The 20,569-nt window shown below is 56.3% G+C and carries 12 protein-coding genes and 1 pseudogene; 6 read left to right on the plus strand and 7 right to left on the minus strand.

Annotation, left to right across the window (positions count from 1 at the left end; genetic code table 11):
- Positions 1 to 18: 18 nt before the first annotated feature.
- Both FYB92_RS10885 and FYB92_RS10890 read right to left on the minus strand, forming a co-directional pair.
- The gene (locus tag FYB92_RS10885) at positions 19 to 2,427 is read right to left on the minus strand and encodes a TonB-dependent receptor domain-containing protein (protein WP_332828636.1); all 2,409 of its coding nucleotides are present in this window, start codon (positions 2,425 to 2,427) and stop codon (positions 19 to 21) included.
- Positions 2,428 to 2,845: 418 nt separating this feature from the next.
- Positions 2,846 to 3,733: an ROK family protein gene (locus tag FYB92_RS10890; RefSeq protein WP_003619388.1), complete on the minus strand. Its 888-nt coding sequence runs from the start codon at positions 3,731 to 3,733 to the stop codon at positions 2,846 to 2,848.
- A 194-nt stretch (positions 3,734 to 3,927) separates the two neighbouring features.
- Between FYB92_RS10890 and FYB92_RS10895 the strand changes: the two genes are divergently transcribed.
- Positions 3,928 to 5,067 (plus strand): ROK family transcriptional regulator, encoded by a 1,140-nt coding sequence (locus FYB92_RS10895; RefSeq protein ID WP_332828637.1) that lies wholly within the window; start codon positions 3,928 to 3,930, stop codon positions 5,065 to 5,067.
- 448 nt (positions 5,068 to 5,515) lie between these two features.
- Here FYB92_RS10895 and FYB92_RS10900 read toward each other — a convergent pair whose 3' ends face one another.
- Positions 5,516 to 6,799 carry a DUF1343 domain-containing protein gene (locus FYB92_RS10900; RefSeq protein ID WP_332828638.1) on the minus strand — a complete coding sequence of 428 codons (1,284 nt, stop codon included), beginning with the start codon at positions 6,797 to 6,799 and terminating at the stop codon, positions 5,516 to 5,518.
- A 33-nt stretch (positions 6,800 to 6,832) separates the two neighbouring features.
- Complete coding sequence (locus tag FYB92_RS10905) at positions 6,833 to 9,046, minus strand: family 20 glycosylhydrolase (protein ID WP_332828639.1); 2,214 nt, start codon at positions 9,044 to 9,046, stop codon at positions 6,833 to 6,835.
- Between the two features lie 288 nt (positions 9,047 to 9,334).
- Between FYB92_RS10905 and FYB92_RS10910 the strand changes: the two genes are divergently transcribed.
- Positions 9,335 to 9,946, plus strand: coding sequence for a TetR/AcrR family transcriptional regulator (locus FYB92_RS10910; protein ID WP_003619384.1), 612 nt, complete (start codon positions 9,335 to 9,337; stop codon positions 9,944 to 9,946).
- A gap of 254 nt (positions 9,947 to 10,200) precedes the next feature.
- Here FYB92_RS10910 and FYB92_RS15495 read toward each other — a convergent pair.
- Together FYB92_RS15495 and FYB92_RS10915 are read right to left on the minus strand one after the other, a co-directional pair.
- A pseudogene (locus FYB92_RS15495) lies at positions 10,201 to 10,371 on the minus strand (transposase); the annotation flags it as partial.
- A 188-nt stretch (positions 10,372 to 10,559) separates the two neighbouring features.
- The gene (locus tag FYB92_RS10915) at positions 10,560 to 11,918 is read right to left on the minus strand and encodes an NCS2 family permease (protein WP_062809226.1); all 1,359 of its coding nucleotides are present in this window, start codon (positions 11,916 to 11,918) and stop codon (positions 10,560 to 10,562) included.
- Between the two features lie 498 nt (positions 11,919 to 12,416).
- Between FYB92_RS10915 and FYB92_RS10920 the strand changes: the two genes are divergently transcribed.
- The 4 genes from FYB92_RS10920 (at position 12,417) to glgB (ending at position 18,045) form a co-directional block, all read left to right on the plus strand.
- Complete coding sequence (locus tag FYB92_RS10920) at positions 12,417 to 13,553, plus strand: ABC transporter substrate-binding protein (RefSeq protein WP_003619375.1); 1,137 nt, start codon at positions 12,417 to 12,419, stop codon at positions 13,551 to 13,553.
- Positions 13,554 to 13,592: 39 nt separating this feature from the next.
- Complete coding sequence (locus FYB92_RS10925) at positions 13,593 to 14,648, plus strand: iron ABC transporter permease (RefSeq protein ID WP_048858764.1); 1,056 nt, start codon at positions 13,593 to 13,595, stop codon at positions 14,646 to 14,648.
- Positions 14,645 to 15,430 carry an ABC transporter ATP-binding protein gene (locus FYB92_RS10930; protein ID WP_003619373.1) on the plus strand — a complete coding sequence of 262 codons (786 nt, stop codon included), beginning with the start codon at positions 14,645 to 14,647 and terminating at the stop codon, positions 15,428 to 15,430. The genes FYB92_RS10925 and FYB92_RS10930 overlap by 4 nt, the downstream gene beginning before the upstream one ends.
- A gap of 377 nt (positions 15,431 to 15,807) precedes the next feature.
- Positions 15,808 to 18,045, plus strand: a complete 2,238-nt coding sequence (gene glgB / locus FYB92_RS10935; protein WP_332828640.1) for a 1,4-alpha-glucan branching protein GlgB — start codon at positions 15,808 to 15,810, stop codon at positions 18,043 to 18,045.
- A 56-nt stretch (positions 18,046 to 18,101) separates the two neighbouring features.
- Here glgB and glgX read toward each other — a convergent pair whose 3' ends face one another.
- On the minus strand, positions 18,102 to 20,222 hold the full coding sequence (gene glgX, locus FYB92_RS10940) for a glycogen debranching protein GlgX (RefSeq protein WP_332828641.1): 2,121 nt from the start codon (positions 20,220 to 20,222) through the stop codon (positions 18,102 to 18,104).
- Positions 20,223 to 20,569: the final 347 nt, after the last annotated feature.

Raw genomic sequence — 20,569 nt, forward strand, 5'->3', positions numbered from 1 at the left:
CACCACGCCAGGCAGTTATCAGAAACCAGCCGATATAGAAACCATCGCGGCGAATGCGCCACCCACAAGATAGACGGGTGAAGATGTTTTCGCCACACCATTACTTCCATAAAGATTCCCGGCAACCGTATGGGTCGCATGGGCATTGGTGGTGAAGCTCGACCCACCGGACAAGTAATGATTATCGCCTATATTCATGATGTTAAGCTGGATCTGCGGTGCCTTGGCCGGGCCAAGCTTCTTCAGACGATAGCCTAGGGCGATATCCGACGTAATGTAGGAGGGGATTTTCTGGTCATCCATGAAGGTCGTGTACTGGGAATCGACGTAACGCAGCGCGAAGTTGCCGAAGAAGCGACCATCGTCATAGTTCAGGCCGATGGCCCCCGTGAAGCGGGGCGATTCAACCGCGACCTTGCCAGCCGTGGGCAGGTAGTTTCCGCCACCGGCATTGAAGTTGTTATCCATCGTCGCGTGCAGATACTGCCCCGACAGGTACGGGCTGATGTGATGCCAGCGACGCAGGCCGAATTCGATCTGCGCACCGCGCGACGTCTGACCACCGATATTGATCGGTTCGGAAATCAACTGGTTGGTGCCGGGGATATAGTTCATCGATGTCACCTGATGGTTGGTCATGTTCAGGTTAAACAGCGAGAATGCAACGTTATAGAAACCAGAATGGCGGAAGCCGATTTCCTCACCAATGGAATATTCAGGCTTGAGCGATCCGGGCTGTTCCACCGCATGCGACGAATTGGGGTCGAAGATCTGGCTATATGCTTCCACCGATGCAGGCGCACGGAAGGCGGTGGTGCCATTGATATAGATCTGGTCGTGCGGTGTGATCTTGAAACTGGCGGAGAACTGCGGCAGTGGCTCGAAATAATTGCCCGCCTTGTAATACGGATCAGCACCCGGAACATTGTTGGTGCCCGTCCGGCTGACCATCGCCGCACGGAAACCCGCACTCAGCGTCAGACGGTCATGCAGCAGCTTCAGCGTATCGGCAATGAACAGCGTGTTGACCTGCTGCTTGAAATTCAGGTCATAGCCGGTCAGGATCCGCCCCGTATCCGCAACACGAAGCGGACTGTTGGAATAGGAACCGTTGGCATAAACTTCATTGAAGGTCGAAAGCTCCTGATGGGTGGTATAGTTATACCAGTACCCGATCGACAGCTTGTTATGACCCATTGTCCAGTCCAGGGACGTATTGATTGACGCGCTCTTCTGGTCCCATGGGTCGATACCTTCCGTCAGGATCGAACCGGTACCGGTTGGGACACCGACCAGGCCGCTATATTGCTGCGTGCCCATATACCCACCCGTGGTCGGGATACTTTCACCGCCGTTCGACGGACCGAACTGATGTTCATAATACGGCGTGACATGCAGCTTGAGGTTTTTCGTCAACGTGAAGTGCGACGGCAAAATGATGGTCTGCGCATTCAGGTTCGTAATGTTCAGGCCATAGAAAAGCGGGTCATTCTGCGTAAAGTCACCATGATAGTTGAAGCTGTCGCCATACTGCTTCCACTGCGCCATGGTGGGCGAACGCCACGAGGTCTGCTGCTGGCGGTTATAGGAGAAGATGGCAGAGACGCTGTTGCCATCCCCCCATTCCTTCACAAACTTCGAATCGATATGATAACGGAACAGGCCGCCCGGACCACGCCAGTTATTATAGCTGGTGTGGGAGAAGGAAACGAAACCACGGATACCGGTATTTCCGATATCCCCTGTTTCATAACGGATAAATTCCTTGTTTGCGCTATGCGTGCCGCCAGCAAGGTCGACAAATCCCCCCTGTCGGTGCGAAGGGTTGATTTCCTGCGCAGAAATCTGCCCGCCCACCGCGTTGTACAACGGCGCGTCCATGTCAGGTGACCCCTGAGAGACAGTCACCGAACCAAGGTTTTCAGAATCCACCATCATGCTGGTATAGGGCTGGTAATTGATCGGGTCGGCCATTGGCGCGCCCTCGAACAGATAACCAATCTGCGCCTGCGTCATGCCGCGCATGGTCATGTTGTTACCCGTCAGGCCAAATGGGTCCTGGCTGGAGTAATTGACACCGGGAAGTTCAGCAACAAGTGACGAAATATTGGCTGTTGGCGCCTGTTTTGCAATAAAGTCGCGGGTGATGCCACTTTGTGAACGCGCGGCGGTCTGGTGCGGCATCAGGCCGCCACCGGGCGTCAGGTTGTTCACACCGTTGGACGTCGTAATGCCGTGGCTGGTGACATGGATCTGTTCCACATCGGAATGGGGCTGCGCGCCGGCGCCCCTTGCAATGGCAGCCGTCTTGCCAGACCTGGCCGTCGCGGATGTCGATGCATGTCCTGCCTTAGAACGTAACGAAGCGTTCGCTCCCCCTTCGCGCGTTGTGGCCACACCCTGCCCAAAAGCAGGAACGACAACCAAACTCGCCAAAACAGTACAACAGAGGGATAGATTACGATACGAAACGTTCATGAACGTGAATCCCTGCATTCAGGTGGAAAATTCGGCGAAACAAACGTTTTGTTCCGTTAATGGATAATGGCAGACCTTCCGAAAGCAAGGCAATAGTTCGACAACCGTCCAATGATAGTTTTAGAATGAAAACAAAGTGGATGCGGTATTTTTCGAGTTGTTCTGAGCGCAAAAACTACCCGGTAATAACCAAAACCACCTATAATATACTGTTTTATATAGTTTATTTATGATCCCAAGCGTATCTGCAACGCCGATATGATCGTAGCATTTTTGTCACAATTCATCCGACTGCCTGGTCACGGCGACATTAAAAGCAGCTTTCCCCTTTAATTCTGTTTCCGGACAATCCGGGAAAGCCTTTCCTTCAGTCCTTCAGCCATGACGCCCCGATCAGGCCGGAATCCGCAGGCAGGCAGCCCGGCACAACCAGCGCCGCGTCCTGCTGTCGCAGAATGCGCGACCTTACCTTGAGATCCAGCGCCCCGATCAGTTCCACCTGATGCGCCAATCCGCCCCCCACCGGCATGATGGAAGCGCCAGTTACATTGGCGACCATAGCCAGCCCGGCGGACATACGATCCAGCCAGACATCCACCGTGCGGCGCGCGGATGCATCCCCCGACAGCCAGTCGGCAAGCAAGGCGCGGGCATGAATTTCTTTCCCGCTGAGGTGATAATGCAGGCGTTCGATACCGCGCGCGCCACCGATCGTATCCAGACAACCGCTCTGCCCGCACTGGCACGGCAGACAGGGAATACCATCCCCCCCCGCATCCTGCGCGATAAAGGGACCATGCCCCCATTCCCCACCAAGGCCATCCCGGCCGATGACGGGACGGCCATGTATGATCAGGCCACCGCCGACCCCTGTCCCCAGGATGATCCCGAAAACGATGTCATGCCCCTTCCCCGCGCCCTGCATGGCCTCACTAAGGGCGAAACAGTGCGCGTCATTCACCACCAGCACACGTCGTCCCAGACGCTGCGTCAGGAGTTCGCGCAGAGGAACGTCATTGACACAGGGGATATTGGCAGTGAATGTCCGCCCTGTATCGGGCGCACATACACCGGCAATCGCCATATGCAGCGGAACGGCGGCCGGATATGAGGCCGCCATACTGTTCAGCACGGAAACAAATGCGTCCAGATCGGACGTAGGTGTTGGCTGCCGTTGCCGGTGCGCCAGTTCGTGGCTGTGGTCGGCTTCGGCAAAATCAATATAGGACCCACCGATATCGGCGCAAAGTATCACCGGACCTCCTCCTGGCGGTTATGTATGACAGGCTGGTTTTGACGGGGGGAAAGGGCATCAATGGCAGGACATGCCCGCAGAAAAACGTCCGGAATCATTCAGCTAACTCACTAAGTTCGGCCTTTATACTAATTGTCTTCCGGCTTCGTATCAATTAAAAACAATCCATAGGGCACAGTCAGCGCAGGATGCAGATGTTTACGTCAGGACAATATCGGATACTGCGCGCCATCAGTATGATGGGCAATATAAGCCGGACGCAGTTGGTGGATATTACGGGTCTGAGCAAGGCCACGGTTTCGACCCTGACGCGCGAACTGCTGGATCGCAATATCCTGTCTGAACGTGAACTGGTTTTCGGGCAGGGACGCCCCGCCATCCTTTTGGGCCTGAATGCCGTTTCGGCCTGTTTTGCCGGCATTTCCCTGCAATCAGACCCCGGCCAGATCCTGTTGACGGATCTGCATGGTGAAATCCTGGTCCAGATGGATTTGCCACGCATGTCCGATCCTGACCTGTGCGTGGATCATATCGCCAGCGGCATACAGGCATTGCTGGTGCAGGCGGGCGACAGGGCCGGACCGCTGGGTGGTGTTGGTATCGCCATCCCGGGTTTTGTTGCACGTGACCGGCGCATGTGCCTGCGCTCCACCGCGCTGGGATGGCGCAATGTTGATATTGTCACACCACTCAAGGATCGGCTGAAAGTGCCGGTATTCGCAGAAAATGACGCCAACGCCCTGGTGCAGGGCGAACATCTGTTTGGCATTCTGCGTGACTGTCCGGATTTCAGCATGATCATCGTGGGTGATGGCGGCATCGGATGTGCCCATATTGTCGATGGGAAATTACATCGCGGTTTTCATGGTGGTGCGGGCGAAATTTCCCACACGACCGTTTTCTGGCCTGATGGGCGGGAAACTGAACGCCCATGCAGTTGTGGCAAGCGGGGATGCCTCGACACTGTCTCCTCACTTCAGGCCATACGATCCATGGCACAGCAACGCGGCCTGCCTGGTTCGCCAGCCGAGCTGGAGATGCTGGCGCGTGACGGACATGCTGACGCCCTGCGTATCCTCCATACCGCTGGCGGGGCGATGGGGCTGGCGGTGGCACAACTTGTACAGCTTTTCGATCCCAGCCAGGTGGTCGTCATGCTGGACCAGCCCTTTCGCGACGGCGTGTTCGGTGCTGTCCTGCGCCAGACGATGGAAACCAATGTCATGCCCCGCCCCGATTGGGAAACAACCCTGACCCTTCGGGAAACCCAGCATACCGACTGGGCCACGGGAGCAGCCGGGATCGCCACCCGACAGTTTCTTTTCAGTGAATGAAAAACAGCTTACAGCCTGAACGGCTGGGGTCAGCACCCCATTAAAATAACAAATTTTTGGCAAATATTCTGTATCATCCCCCCACCAAGATGATGAAAGTCTTTACAGGTTTCTTGAAAAGACAGTCTCAATAACATACTGAAATCACAAAGGTTTTTGGTGAATCTTTTTCCAAAAAGCTTCAGAAGACGCCGCCTTTTTGAAAAAAGGCGGCACCCAGAAACTTTTCTTGTTTTTTATCAATGAGTCGTTTGAAAACAATCTCTTAGAAAATATTCCATGAAAGTCTTTGGAATAAAAATTTAAAAAATTATAGCAACGCCTCGCATTTCCCATGCCCCATCAATGGGTCATGTTCAAAAAAACCGACAAATATCCGCACAAAAAGTTTTCGTTTTTTTGTCTGTCGGCATACCGACGATCATGCTGCGCATCCCTTGATCCATATTCAGGAATACAGGATATATTTTTTCCGTATTTCCATAAACTGGACCAACCCTGGCTGCCATGACTGAATAATCGCATCAGGCATCATACCCTGATCCAGTTGATGACGCACCGCATCTGTACCCATGATGAGGTCGAATGTCCGTGCATCTTTCCCCCGCCATGGCACCCCACCCGTCAGATTACGCAGCGTTGAAAGCAGCGTCAGCCCCGTCCGCACGGCATCAAACCGTTCACGCCCGGTAATGATTACCTGCACCCCATGATCCATTCCCCCCTGATCCACAAAAGCCGCGGGGGAAAAGGCGACTTCACGAAAAGCAACACCAGCCAGACCGCTTTGCCCCATACGGTCACGCCATGCCGTCGCATCCAGCTTTGGCCCGCCAAGATAAAGAAACGGCATTGCCGTGCCCCGACCAACCGACAGGTTGGTTCCCTCGAACATGCACGTCCCGGGATATGCAATGGCTGTCTGCAACGTTGGCATGTTCGGGCTTGGTGGAATCCATGGCAGGCCGGTCTGGTCAAAAAACATGTCTCGCGTCCAACCCGTCATGGTGATATTTCGCAGCCTTACGGACCGACCGGATATGGTGGGAATGAAACAGGCGTTAAACAGGCTGGCAAGTTCGCAGACTGTCATGCCATGCTGGATCGGGATGGCCTGCCGCCCGATAAAAGAAGCAAAGCGCGGGTCAAGCACCGGGCCACCAACACGAACACCCGAAATGGGATTGGGCCGATCCAGCACCACATAATCGATACCCAGCCGCGCACAGGCCGCCATCGTATCGTAAAGGGTGGAGATGTAGGTATAAAAGCGCGCCCCCACATCCTGGATATCAAATACCATCGTATCAATACCAGAACTGCGGATGATCGCATCAAGCCGGGGGCCGGAGACGTCATAAATATCATAGACCATGACACCGGTATTCGGGTCACGGGCCTTTTCTTCTGACGATCCGGCAGGGGCGGAACCACGGAAACCGTGCTCTGGTCCGAATATGGCCTGAAGGTCAACCCCACCATCGGCATGCATGATGTCGGCAATATGGTGCAGGTTGCGGCCCACGCTGGTGGGATTGGCAACCAACCCCACCTTGCGCCCGCGCAGGACCTCATAATGACCGGCGCGCAGCCCTTCGAAACCGGTCACGACGTTATGGGAAACCATACTGCTACAAACGTCGCTTTTCGCAATCGCGCCATGAATTCCCATAAATACGCCCCCACACAGGGCGATCCCGCCCCCCATGACGTCCCTGCGTGACAGCTTCATGGAACCTTCCTTTTCTGGCCTGGAACTATTGGATCAATGGGCGTGATTCACCAACGCATGCACACCAGGCAGGATGGCGATCAGAAGGCCCGAAGGCGGAAGTTCATGCGTGTAGGAGGCAACGGCCGTTGCACAGGCGGCAAAGGTGGCATCCTGCGTTGCAAGCAGCTTGTTGACGCGCGTGTGCCAGTGGCGGCCATGGCTGCGATGCTTCCTGATCGCCTCCAGCCCGACACGTGCCACCGCCGCAAGCTGCTGCGACACGGGGCGGGCATCTTGCAACAATGGCGTTGTGGCAACGGCAGCATATCCGGCATCATTGGCCAGATACAGATCCAGCATCTGCTTCAGTGGAGCGGCAAGCTCCTTTTCACCCGCGACATAGCGCGCCGCCATATCGTTGAACTTCATCGCAGCAAAGCTGTCCGGCGCGGCAATGGCCCCCGGGGCGTTGAGCATGGCATCGCCACTATGGGATGCCAGCCGGTTCATGGCGTAATTACGCACGGGATTTGTCACCGATGTCAGCACCGTCAGCGGGCCGACATTGCCCGGTGTCAGGCGTGCGATCATCGCGTTTTCATGCGCGCTGGCCTGCAGGCCCGTTGCTTCAAGCTCGTTCTGGATCACAGGCAGGCGGCGTTCCATATCCGCCACATCACGCACCGAAGCATCAGACCAGAACCGTTCGGCAATCGCGGCCGAGCGCGGCCACAGACGTGCATCGACCATTTCATCGGAAACGATCTCGCTCCACAACGGGGCCTCCCCGCCCAGAACCAGCTTCTGTTGCGCGGCATCCAATGGTTTTGCATCCGGGTCCAGCGCAAAGGCGTCGATCATCGGTCCCTGCTTGGGCCGGGCGCGCGCAACTTCCTCTGGCGAAAGCCCGACAGCCCTGGGGTCATACGGATCGACCTTGTAATGCTCTGACGAAGGATTGAGCAGGTCAAGATAATAACCAGAAGACACAACAACCGGATGCCCCGCCTGCGTTGCCGACCCGATCCATTTTGAACCGCGCCACGTCTCGACCACCACGTCACGGGGGATCGGGGCCTCGCTGACTTCATCCCAGCCCATCATGATCTTGCCCTGCCGTGCAAGGGCACGTTCCACCTGCGCTGTGAACGCAGCCTGTAGCGCAGGGGCATCGGCATAGCCATGCTGTTTCATATAAGCGAGGATGGCAGGATTGTCGTTCCACTGCTTGGGCGATACTTCGTCCCCACCCGAATGGAAATAACGGTCGGGAAACAGACGGCCCATTTCCGCATAAAGTTCGGTGGCGAATTTCAGCGTCTGCGGCTTGGTCGGATCGAATGCCGCATTGTTCAGATTATAGACCTTGTTACAGATCGCCTTGGTCTTGACCGTATTGATGGTGATCGAACAGGGGGACTGACGTTCCTCGGCGGACGGAACATGCTGGGCCGCGAGTTCGGGATAGGCCTCAAGGATCGACAGCGTATGCCCCGGCACGTCGAATTCCGGCACGATGCGGATGCCACGATCCGCAGCATAGGCCACAATCGCGCGCACCTGTGCCTGCGTATAATACTGATTATGCCCTCCCACCTGGTGCAGGCGGGGGAAACGCAGGCTTTCGACCCGGAATCCGGTCCCGTCACTCAGGTGCCAGTGCAGGACATTGAGCTTTGTCAGTTCCATGGCATCAAGCTGCCGCTGGATCGTCTCCACCGACATGAAGTGACGCGACACGTCGATCATGATGCCACGCCATGCGAAACGCGGGGCATCGTCGATCGTGGCCTCGCGCATGACCGGACCCTGGGGTGTGCGCACCACAAGCTGCAACAGCGTCGCAAGCCCGTGCAGCACACCAGCAGGGCCATCAGCCTCAAGGCGGATCCCGTTCTGCGCTGTAACGTTCAGGGTATAATGTTCACGTTCCTGCACACTTAGATAAGCGGGGTCGGATCGGCTGGAAATATGCAGCACAACCGGCGCACCACCAGATGCGGGAGCCCCCGCGACCTGGGCAAGGCGGCTGGAAAAACGCGCTGCCGCGCGGCGCAGCATCGGTGAAGGGGTACCAGCCCATTCGATGCGAACGCCCCCCGCGATCGCGACATCCTGTCCCGACAGGGATACGGACTGGGGACGCGGCATCAGCGGAACGGACGGCGTATCGGCAAGCGCCGGGGCGCAGAGCGCCGCAAGCAGCGCCATGGAACTACAGGCATTGTGGAGGAAACGACGGGAGCGGTGCAGGATGGGAAGCATCAGGTAAAAATCTTTCCGTTCTGGGGATCTGGGATCAGGCTCCACAAAAAACCGGCTCAGCGGTATGGGCGGCGCTTCATTACTGGCACGCTCCATTTTGTTCGGAAAGTAAAATAAATTACCCCCATCCATATGAATTCGCCCCTCTTTGCGCGGGACGATGGACCAGATGGCATAAAGCTCCATCACAATTCGGCGCTACACCATAAAATGAACTACCAACCTGTGAAATATGCTTTATAAAGGTGACTTTGTAATGCACCAAATCGACATGAGGCATAACCGTTCATGCCAACCACCGCTTACTCCGATGGGTCCCGCCAGGGAAAGCGCACCAAGGTACTTCACGCCGCGCAATGGCTGTTCAACCGTATCGGTTATCAGACCGTCAGCGTGGATGCGATACGGGTCCATGCAGGCGTAACCAAGGCCACGGTTTTCCGCCATTTCCCCACCAAGGACACGCTGGTGTCAGAAGCGATCGCCACGCATATTCACCATATTGAGGATGAACTGGCACAGGCGATCAACGCGCAGAAAACACCACTGGCGAAAATCCGGGCCATTTTTGACTGGTATGACGCGCTGTTCAACAGCGACGATTTCCACGGATGCATGTTCATGCATGCCGCCGCTGAATACCGCCGCAGGCATGATGAAATCACGCAGTTGCTACAGGCGCAGAAGGACAGCATGTGCAGTGCGTTCAGCCAGCTCCTGCAATCTGGCGGGATGGAGATCGAAACCGCCACCACTCTGGGGCGTACGCTGTGCATGCTGCTTGACGGGGCGATGGTACAGGCGGAAATGTGCAACAATCACGATGCCGCACGTGAAGCATGGCATGCGACATCACGCCTGCTGCTGTCACATGGTTTCATGACAGAAGACGACTTCTGATCCCATGATACATCCCTGATCTCTATCCATGTCATCCGTGCCACAGGCCATGGTTGGAAAGGAGCGGACACAACCGGAAGATATGGGGACCGGCCGATCACATATCGGCCCGCATATGCACCTTGGCCTTCAGGCTTCCTCGGGAATGCTCCAGCGCCTGATGCCTTTTTCGTTCGCTGCCTGCTGATGGGTCTGTATGATGACCGTATCAGACATCAGCGTCTCAAAAATCTTGCCCCAGCCCCGTCATGACACTATCGGCTGAAGCGACGATGTACGGTCTCCCATTTGCCATACTGCTCCGGCACTTCCGTCCAATGCACACCAGAGCGTAAAATACAGAGGCAGCCATTCACAAACAGGCGTCTATCCGCCTTATGGCCGCCTTCATCCTCAACTTCATCTGGACGCAGAGGTGCAATCCGTCGCCATTGCGCTGTGCTCCCAGCTCCTACTGTTTGATTCCCATCCCCCGTCTTGTGACATGACGTTCAGTGAAACATCCGCATCTATGAATTAAGGGAAATCCTGAATATCGACGGGGCCAGATTTTGATATAGGGATCCTTATTAGATACAAATCCATAATAACATATTGAACTTCAAACAGATTCCTAACGCTGAAGACCACTTTCAAGACACAGGAAAATGACAAACACGATATCCAGCCCCACAAGCATGGGCGTCAGCCGCCGCCATTGCCGCCGCCCCACAATCAGGATGGTGTGAAGCAGCAGGCCACAAGCCAGCGCGAGCATGAAATTCCCGGTCATAAGGGTAATCACCACCATCAGCAGCGGGGATGTCAGGTCATCAAGGGCCTGTGTCTGGGGTGACACCAGCGTGGATAACATACCCACCCCGACAACAATCAGAACCGGCGCGGTAGCGACAGCGGGAATGGCGGTAATCAGCGGCCAGAAGAATGACGACAGCGCGAACAGCACCGCGACGACCACGGCGCACAGTCCGGTTCGGCCCCCTGCCTCTACCCCCACAAGGGATTCCAGATAGGCCGAAACCGTACTGGTCCCGAGACTGGCACCAATCACACTGGCGGCCCCGTCGGCGCAAAACGCCTTGCGCCCCAGCGGAAGGGGCGCACCATCCGCCCCCTGTGTGGCGCGCTGGGTCACCGCCATCATCGTTCCCGTCGCATCGAAAAAATCACTGAGGAAAAAATATACGGTAACAGGAAACAGGACGAGGATATTCGCGACAAAGCCATGGAAATCAAACGCGAACAGCAGGTGATAGGGATAATGCGGCCAATCAGACATATGCGCGGGAAGCCGCGTCAGCAACCTGCCGTCAGGTCCATGCACAAACAGGCCCGCACAGCTTATCACGACAATCGACACCAACATCGCCGCAGGCACCCGCAGGTATGACAGCACCAGCGCCAGCGCCAACCCACCCAGCGCAAGGTCCACAGATGGTTCCCGCAGAAGGCCAAAGGCGAAACCATCATGCGCGGGCACAGCCAGACCGCCGGTTGTCATGCCAATCCGCACGATGAACGCGCCAATGGCGCAACGGATGCCACATACGACCGGTTCGGGAAAACCATCGATGATTTTCTGACGCCAGGAGGTCAGCGCCAACAGCACGAAAACGATCCCACCGAGGAATACCATCGCAAAGGCAACCGCCGGGCTGATCCCCATATGCATTACGACGACCTGCGCAAAGATGATATTGCTGCTCATCGCCGGGGCAAGCGCGATCGGCAGGTTTGCCATCAGCGCCATCAACAGCGTCCCGCATATGGAAGCCACGATGGTCGTCATGATCATGTCATGATGGTCCAGCCCCGCCATCGACAGGATCGCCGGGTTAACCGCCATGATATAGGCCACGGCACCAAAGGTTGTCACACCGGCCACGATTTCCGTTCCCAGCGTCGAACCACGTCGCGTGATGGCAAAATACCGATCCAGCCCCCTGGCCGCATTACGTATAACCTGCCTCATGCCATCATTCTTTCCATCGCCGTTCACCTTCCGCACCGATCGCACATGTTGCGCATTCCGCCCCTATCTACAATGTGCAGCATCGACGTAAAAACCGGAATAAATACCGATCAGGATAGTATGACAGCACCTGCATGACAGGGACATGCTGGGAAACCCGCGACCGCAAGAGGCACGGACTCTGGAGATATAAAATCTCAAAATATTCACGGATAAAGAAAAAATTTCCGGTTTAAAAACAAAAATGGAACAAAATATTCATTATAAAAATTCATCTCCAAAAAACTACTTCATGAATATTTCAGACAACTGTTCCCAGAAATTTTTCATGATCGCATGATGTCCACAACGACCTTCCCCCATCGGGGCACTGACATTCCCCCCTGTCATCACCCTGCACAAATTGACAATGATAACAATTATCATTATCACCACGTCCGGCTATGAAATCCCCGTGCATATGATGATTGCGGGACAGCACAAGGCAGGAAAACCGGCATGAAACGAAATTCCCATCGATGCAGGCGCCTGATGACGGCTCTCCTCGCGGCCATGCCTTTGCTGGGCGGCCTGTGTGGCGTGCAGGCGCACGCCACCACCATCACCGATATGGCGGGCCGGACCGTTGAAATTCCACATGACGTACACCGGATCATCCTTGGCGAAGGGCGGCTGGTCTATGCGCTTGCCCCACTGGAACGCGAACACCTGTTCGATCGCATCGTCGGCTGGCAAGGGGAATTCCGTGGCGCGGACACGCAGAGTTATGACCAGTACGTCGCGCGTTTCCCTGCTGCCGCCAGGATCGCGCTGATCGGCAAGACCACGGCCGATACCGTCAGCCCTGAGAAGGTGCTTGACCTGCATCCCGACCTTGCCATCCTGACGGTTTCCGGCCACGGTCCCGGCGCCTCCAGCGAACTTGTCAACCAGTTGACGGCCGCGCACGTGCCTGTGGTGTTCGTAGATTTCCGGGCCGATCCCCTACGTGATACCATACCGTCCATGCGCATCCTCGGCACTGTCCTGAACCGTGAAGCCGAAGCGCGGGAATATACCGATTTTTATCAATCCCACCTCACACGCATCACCAGAACAGTCGCCACCATCCCGGCGCAGCAACGCCCGAAGGTCTTTATCGAAATGTTGGCGGCAATGCGTGAAAGCTGCTGCCACACTGCGGGCAAAGGCAATATGGGCGCCTTTATCGAGGCCGCGGGCGGCCGCAATATCGCAGCCCCCCTCCTGCCCGGCTATATTGGGGATATCGCGCTGGAAAAAGTGATTGCATCTGATCCCGACATCTATATCGCCGATGGCACCAAAGGGCCAAAGGCAGCGGGACCCGGCCTGCGTATGGGGGCCGATGTTTCGCCCGAACTTGCGCGCTCTTCGCTCAAGATGGTGGAAGACCGTCCTGGCATCTCCACCCTGCGGGCCGTGACCGATGGTCATGCCTATGGCCTGTGGCACGCTTTCTATGACTCCCCTTACAATATTCTGGCGGTGGAAGTGATGGCGAAGTGGTTCCATCCTGACCTTTTTGCGGATGTCGACCCTGAACGGACACAAAAAGAGCTTTATGAACATTTCCTGCCGGTTCCCCAGACAGGCACATTCTGGATCACGCCCTGAGGCCACCACCGCATGAACAGCATCCCCCCCACCCCCATCATGAAACGCGGCATGGACGTGGGGGATATTCATATCCTTTATCGCGCGCTGCTACGGCGGCGCATGATGGTCATGGCGGTGATCATGGGGCTGATCATATGTTCCGTGACACTGGATTTCGCACTTGGCCCGTCAGGACTGTCGCCCACGCGGCTGCTGCATATCCTGCTGCATCCCGGTGATGCCCCTGCGGGCGAAAACGTCATCGTCTGGCAGATCCGCCTGCCTTATGCCCTGATGGCGATATGCGTGGGCGCGGCCCTGGGCCTGTCAGGGGCGGAAATGCAGACTATCCTTGCCAACCCGCTGGCCAGCCCCTTCACGCTGGGCGTATCCGCGGCAGCGGCGTTCGGGGCGTCACTTGCGATCATCCTGCAATGGCATATCCCCGGCGTGCCGGAAACATGGATCATTTCCACCGATGCGTTCCTTTTCTCCATCGGGTCGGTATTCCTGCTCGACCTTGTGTCGCGCCTGCGTGGGTCAGGCACGGGAACGGTTGTCCTTTTCGGCATCGCGCTGGTGTTCATGTTTCACGCCCTTGTCTCCCTCCTGCAGTTCATCGCCAGCGAAGACGCACTGCAGGATCTCGTGTTCTGGACGATGGGCAGCCTGACGCGTGCAACATGGCCCAAGATCGGCATCCTTGCCACGGCATGTATCCTGATCGCGCCGCTGTCATTTCGTGCGGCATGGCGGCTGACTGTACTGCGCATGGGCGAAGAACGTGCGGCAAGCCTTGGGGTTGATATCCCGCGCGTACGGCGCGCGGCCCTGCTGCGTATCAGCATCCTGTCCGCGCTGGCGGTCTCCTTTGTCGGGACGATCGGTTTCATCGGGCTGGTCGCGCCGCATATCGCACGCCGGCTGCTGGGTGAGGATCATCGTTTCTACCTGCCGGGCAGCATGCTTGTGGGGTGCCTTATCATGTCGCTTTCCTCCGTCGCGGCGCGCAACATCATCCCTGGTGTCATCATTCCCACCGGCATTGTCACGGCCTTGGTGGGGATTCCCTTTTTCCTGACGATCGTATTACGCCGGCAGGGCTTGTCATGACCGAAACCGGATTGCGTGCGCGGCACGTCAGCGTGAATTACGCCCGCCGTACCGTGCTGCATGACCTCAATCCCGCCCTGTTTCCACGCGGCCGGGTATGCGCCCTGCTTGGGCCGAACGGCAGCGGGAAATCAACATTCCTGCGCGCGGTTGCGGGGATCGTGCCATCACCCGCGATCATTACGTTAAACGGTATGGAACTGTCGCGCATACCGCTGGCGCAGCGCACCCGCCATTGCATCTATCTGCCGCAGGCGCTGCCCGCTCCGGTTCACCTTCAGGTTCTGGAATCCCTGATCGCCGCGCATCACGTCAACGGCATGCCTGGGATGGCCGATACAAACATCATTGACGAAGCCCTTGAAATACTCGCCACCTTCGGGATCGAAGACCTCGCCATGCGCTACATGGACGAACTGTCCGGCGGGCAGAGGCAACTTGTAGGGCTGGCGCAGGCGATGGGACGACATCCCGATGCCCTGCTGCTTGATGAACCGCTCAGTGCGCTGGACCTGCATCACCAGTTTTCGGTCATGAAGATCATACATCAGGCAACCATCACACGGGGTCTTGTAACGATGGTCGTGCTGCATGACCTTAATATCGCCGCACGCATGACCGATGACGCCATTGTTATGCGCGATGGGCGCCTGATTGCCGCCGGCCCCACCCGCACGGTCATTTCGCCCGAACTTTTGCAACAGACCTATGGCATTCATGCACGTGTCGAAACCTGTTCGCGCGGCGAACCCTTTATCATGGTGGACGGCACCATCGACTGATGATGTCTCTTTGCGCATGATCCCCTGACAGGGACAATCACATGATTTCGGGTCTCATGATTTTTGAAAGATACCTGAAATTTTTCTGATGTATCGGGACCATAAAAGGACGTGCGTACATAGGATCGCGCCATTCCCTGCTGCACACCCCATGCGCATGCACACAGATTTGTTATCGCATTTCCCCTGCCCCATCCGGTTCTTTTGCCGGGTTTCGCCGTTCTGAGCCTATCGACCGATTGCCCCGCTTCCTATGGGAACCCGGCATGCCGATAAGGCGCCCGCAACCGCCCGGCATGGATCGGCATGCCCATAGCGGCGGTACACCGTTTCCTCTCAACACCGCCCGCCCCTGCCGCGGCACAGGAAAAACGGCCATGACGCAGCATCTTCCCACCCTTTGCACCGGGCATGATGCCGACGGCAGGCTTGCGGCCCTGGTGGCGGGGCGACTGGATGATCCTTTTGCATTCCTCGGCCGACATTGCGGCGATGGAGATGACATCATCCGCGTTTTCATGCCCGGCGCCCGGACGGTCACACTTATCAATGCCGCCCCCGCGCGCGCAACGGGCCGTCACGCACATCTGACACAATGGCCGATGGAACAGGCCCACCCCGGCGGCGTCTTCATCGGCCATATTCCCACCGGCACCCCCTATCGCCTGCGTGTGGCATGGGACAGTGGCATGCAGGAGACCGAGGACGCCTATGCCTTTGGCCCGCTTTTGGGGGATTTCGACCTTCACCTGATTTCCCATGGCGAACATCAGGACCTGTATCGCGTTCTGGGCGCGCATGTCATGGATATTGATGGCGTCGCAGGCGTGCGCTTTGCCGTTTGGGCACCCAATGCGCGCCATGTCTCGGTCGTGGGAAATTTCAATATGTGGGACGGTCGCCGCCATCCCATGCGGCTGCGCCATGACCATGGGATATGGGAACTGTTCATCCCGCGGATCGGCGCGGGCGAAGCCTATAAGTTCGAGATATGCGACGCACAGGGACGCTTACTGCCGTTGAAGGCCGATCCGCTGGCTTTCGCCGCAGAAGTCGCGCCTGCTACGGCCTCCATCGTTGTGCCGTCCATAGATTTCGACTGGTCGGACGACGCATGGATGCGCACCCGCGGCGCACGACAGGACATCGCAGCCCCTGTCAGCATTTACGAGGTTCATGCAGGTTCATGGCGTCATACACAGGCAGGACATGTGAACTGGGATGAACTGCGCCTGACATTACTGCCCTATGTGCTGGAAATGGGGTTCACCCATATCGAACTGTTGCCAATCGCGGAATATCCCTTTGGCGGATCATGGGGATACCAGCCGCTTGGCCTGTTCGCGCCATCCGCCCGGTTTGGTCCCCCTGATCACTTCGCCCGGTTCGTCAATGCCTGCCACATGGCGGGGGTTGGCATCATCCTGGACTGGGTGCCTGCACATTTTCCCACAGACCCGCATGGACTGGCACGCTTTGATGGCAGCGCCCTTTATGAACATGCGGACCCACGCGAAGGATATCATCCTGACTGGAATACGCTGATCTATAACAACGGGCGGCGCGAAGTCAGTGGCTTCCTGATCGCCAGCGCCCTGTTCTGGCTGCGCCAGTATCATATCGACGCCCTGCGTGTGGATGCCGTGGCCTCCATGCTGTATCGCGATTACAGCCGTAGCCCCGGCGCATGGGTACCCAATATTTACGGCGGGCGTGAAAACCTTGAAACCATTGCTTTTCTACGTCACCTGAACGCAACAATCGCCGTGCGTTGCCCCGGGGCGATCACGATTGCAGAGGAATCAACCCAATGGCCGGGCGTCACACGCGCGGTAAGCGAGGGCGGCCTTGGCTTTACCTTCAAATGGAACATGGGGTGGATGCACGATACACTGGATTATATGGGACATGACCCGATGTACCGGCGTTATCATCATAATGAAATGACGTTCGGGCTGCTTTATGGGTTTTCGGAACATTTCATCCTTCCCCTTTCCCATGACGAAGTCGTACATGGCAAAGGCTCCCTCCTGCGGCGTATGCCCGGTAATACATGGCAAAAACATGCCAACCTGCGCGCATATCTTGCATTCATGTGGGGCCATCCGGGTAAGAAACTGCTGTTCATGGGGGGCGAACTGGCGCAGCAGGAGGAATGGAACCACGCAGCACAGCTTGCATGGCAGCAAATGGAAACGCCCGAAGGAAATGGTGTCCGCCGCCTTGTCCAGGACCTCAACCACCTGTACCGCACCTGTCCTGCGCTTCATTTATGGGACAGCCGCCCCGAAGGGTTCGTGTGGCTGATCGGCGATGACCGCGAAAACTCGGTCTTTGCATGGGCGCGCCAGGCAGCACATGGCCCCATGGTCATGATCGTGTGCAACATGACCCCCGTGCCCCGTCATGGATACCGTATTGGCGTACCACATGCGGGAACATGGCGGGAAATCCTCAATACCGATGCCAGCCTGTATGGCGGTTCGAATATGGGGAATTACGGCGCCATACAGGCATGTCCCGATGCCGCGCATGGGCATGCCTGTTCCGTTACGGTGTCGCTGCCCCCACTGGGCACGCTGTTTTTCCAGCATGAAGGTGACAGAACCATCTGAATATTTACATTTTCAGAAGAATAACCACGACATACATTCCGTTTTCTGAAATGAATTTACACAAGTTCAAACAGCAGAACCGAACGCGCCACCACGCAATAGGAAGCACCAGCTGTAAAGACCGGTTCCTTGTCTTCCTCCGGCTGCGTCACATGCGTATCCAGCAACACGCGCCAGTGCTGTTCCGATACGGATGGCAGAACGAACTGCACATCTTCATGCCATGAATTGAACACCAGCAGCAGGGTCGCATCTTCCCCGCGCTTCATGAGCCCGGTCCTGCGTGCCCGTCCATCCAGCATCAGGCCAAGGCAGCGTGTCACATCCCAGTCAGCAACGACCATTTCATTGCCCGATGCATTAACCCATGTCAGCTCCTTTATATCCAGTTCGCTGTTATAGGCTTCTGTCAGAAACCGCCCACGCCGCAGGATGGGAAACCGCCTGCGCAATGCGGCAAGATACGAAACAAACCGTACAAGCGCCCCGTTACGGTCCAGAAGCGACCAGTCCACCCACGAAATATCGTTATCCTGACAATAGGCATTATTGTTCCCCTGCTGTGTGCGTCCGAATTCATCGCCCGCCAGAAGCATCGGCGTTCCCTGTGACAACAGCAGGGTCGCCAGCATGTTGCGCATCTGGCGTTCCCTAATGCCAAGGATCTGCGGATCGGACGTGGGGCCTTCCACGCCATAATTGCTGGAATTATTGTCCGATGAACCGTCGCGGTTCTCCTCTGCGTTTGCATCGTTATGCTTGTCATTGTACGAAACGCAGTCATTAAGCGTGAACCCGTCATGGGCCGTAATGAAATTGACGCACGACCATGGCTTGCGCCCCTGATGGTCAAACAGGTCCGGGCTGCCAAGAAGGCGCGGGGACAGACGGCTTGCCAATTGCGTACCTTTCCAGTATTCGCGGACATCATCGCGAAACCGGTCGTTCCATTCGGCCCAGCCGGGCGGGAACGCCCCCACCTGGTATCCGCCGGGGCCACAATCCCATGGTTCGGCAATCATCTTGACCGTCTCCAGCGTCGGGTCCTGTGAACAGGATTTGAGAAAACCGGACTGATTGTCAAAACCATTGGGTTCACGCGCCAATATGGTCCCAAGGTCAAAGCGAAAACCATCGACATGCATTTCATCAGCCCAATAACGCAGGCTGTCTGTCACCATCTGTATGACACGCCGGTGCGACAGGTTGACGGTATTTCCCGTGCCCGTATCATTCACATAATATCGTGGCCGATCTGTAACGAGGCGGTAATACGAAACATTGTCGATCCCCCGGAACGATAATGTCGGGCCAAGTTCGTTACCTTCGGCAGTGTGGTTGTAGACGACATCAAGTATGACCTCCAACCCGGCATCATGAATCTGCGAGACCATTTCCTTGAACTCCCGCAAGGATTGCGCACGGTCAGATGCATATCGGGGATCAGGTGCAAAAAAACCTATGGTGTTGTACCCCCAGTAATTGCACAACCCTTTCTTCAGGAGATGATCGTCACTGATGAAACTGTGTACGGGCAAAAGCTCGACTGACGTTACGCCAAGGGATTTTATATATTCCAGCACCTCACGCACCGCCATCGCGGCATAGGTCCCGCGCAGCCCCTCGGGAACAAGTGGATGCTTTTTCGTATATCCCTTGACATGGGCTTCATAAATAACCGTCTGGTCCCATGGAAGCGGATTGCGTCCCGATTGTCCACGCCAGTCGAAATTCGGATCTATGACCACACATTTCGGAACAAAGGGGGCACTGTCGCGGGTATCGAAACTAAGGTCCGCATCACGATGCCCGATTGTATAACCAAAAAGCGCCTCATCCCATTTCAGATCCCCCAGATGCGCACGTGCATATGGATCGAGCAGCAACTTGTTCGGGTTGAAGCGATGCCCCACGTCCGGCTCGTACGGCCCATACACGCGATACCCATAAAACTGTCCCGGGCGCACATCAGCGACCCAGCCATGAAAGATCTGGTCGGTATATTCCGGCAGGGTAATCCGTTCGACTTCCTTTTCCCCATGTTCATCAAACAGACAGAGTTCCACCTTATGGGCATGGGCGGAAAAGAGGGCAAAATTGACGCCTTTCCCATCCCATGTCGCCCCACGGGGATAAGGAGAACCTTCGCGCAAACGTGGATTAAGCGGATTGGCCATCACAATTCCCTGCCTTGCAAGTCATGCCTTATCCGGGCTAACCCATCATGCGCGCAACAGTTGCGACACGACCTGTTCAGGTGATCGTCATGCCATCTGCAAGCATCTGAAGTAAAACCTGATGCTTTATCCATTTACTTCCAAAAAAGAGTCTTTTCAGAGCATACCCCAAGTCATGGGGATATTTTTTGTGCATTGCAAAAAACTTATAGGATATTTAATTTATTTGACTGGGGTGTTTTTTTTGATACGATCCCATCCAATCATAAAAAAAGAAAAACAATACTATGCCTGACATCTCATTGCAGTTCCCGGACCTTCCCACGCCCCACGCGGGCAGCCCCCCT

The sequence above is a fragment of the Novacetimonas sp. GS1 genome (assembly GCF_036686925.1).
GTDB lineage: Bacteria > Pseudomonadota > Alphaproteobacteria > Acetobacterales > Acetobacteraceae > Novacetimonas > Novacetimonas hansenii.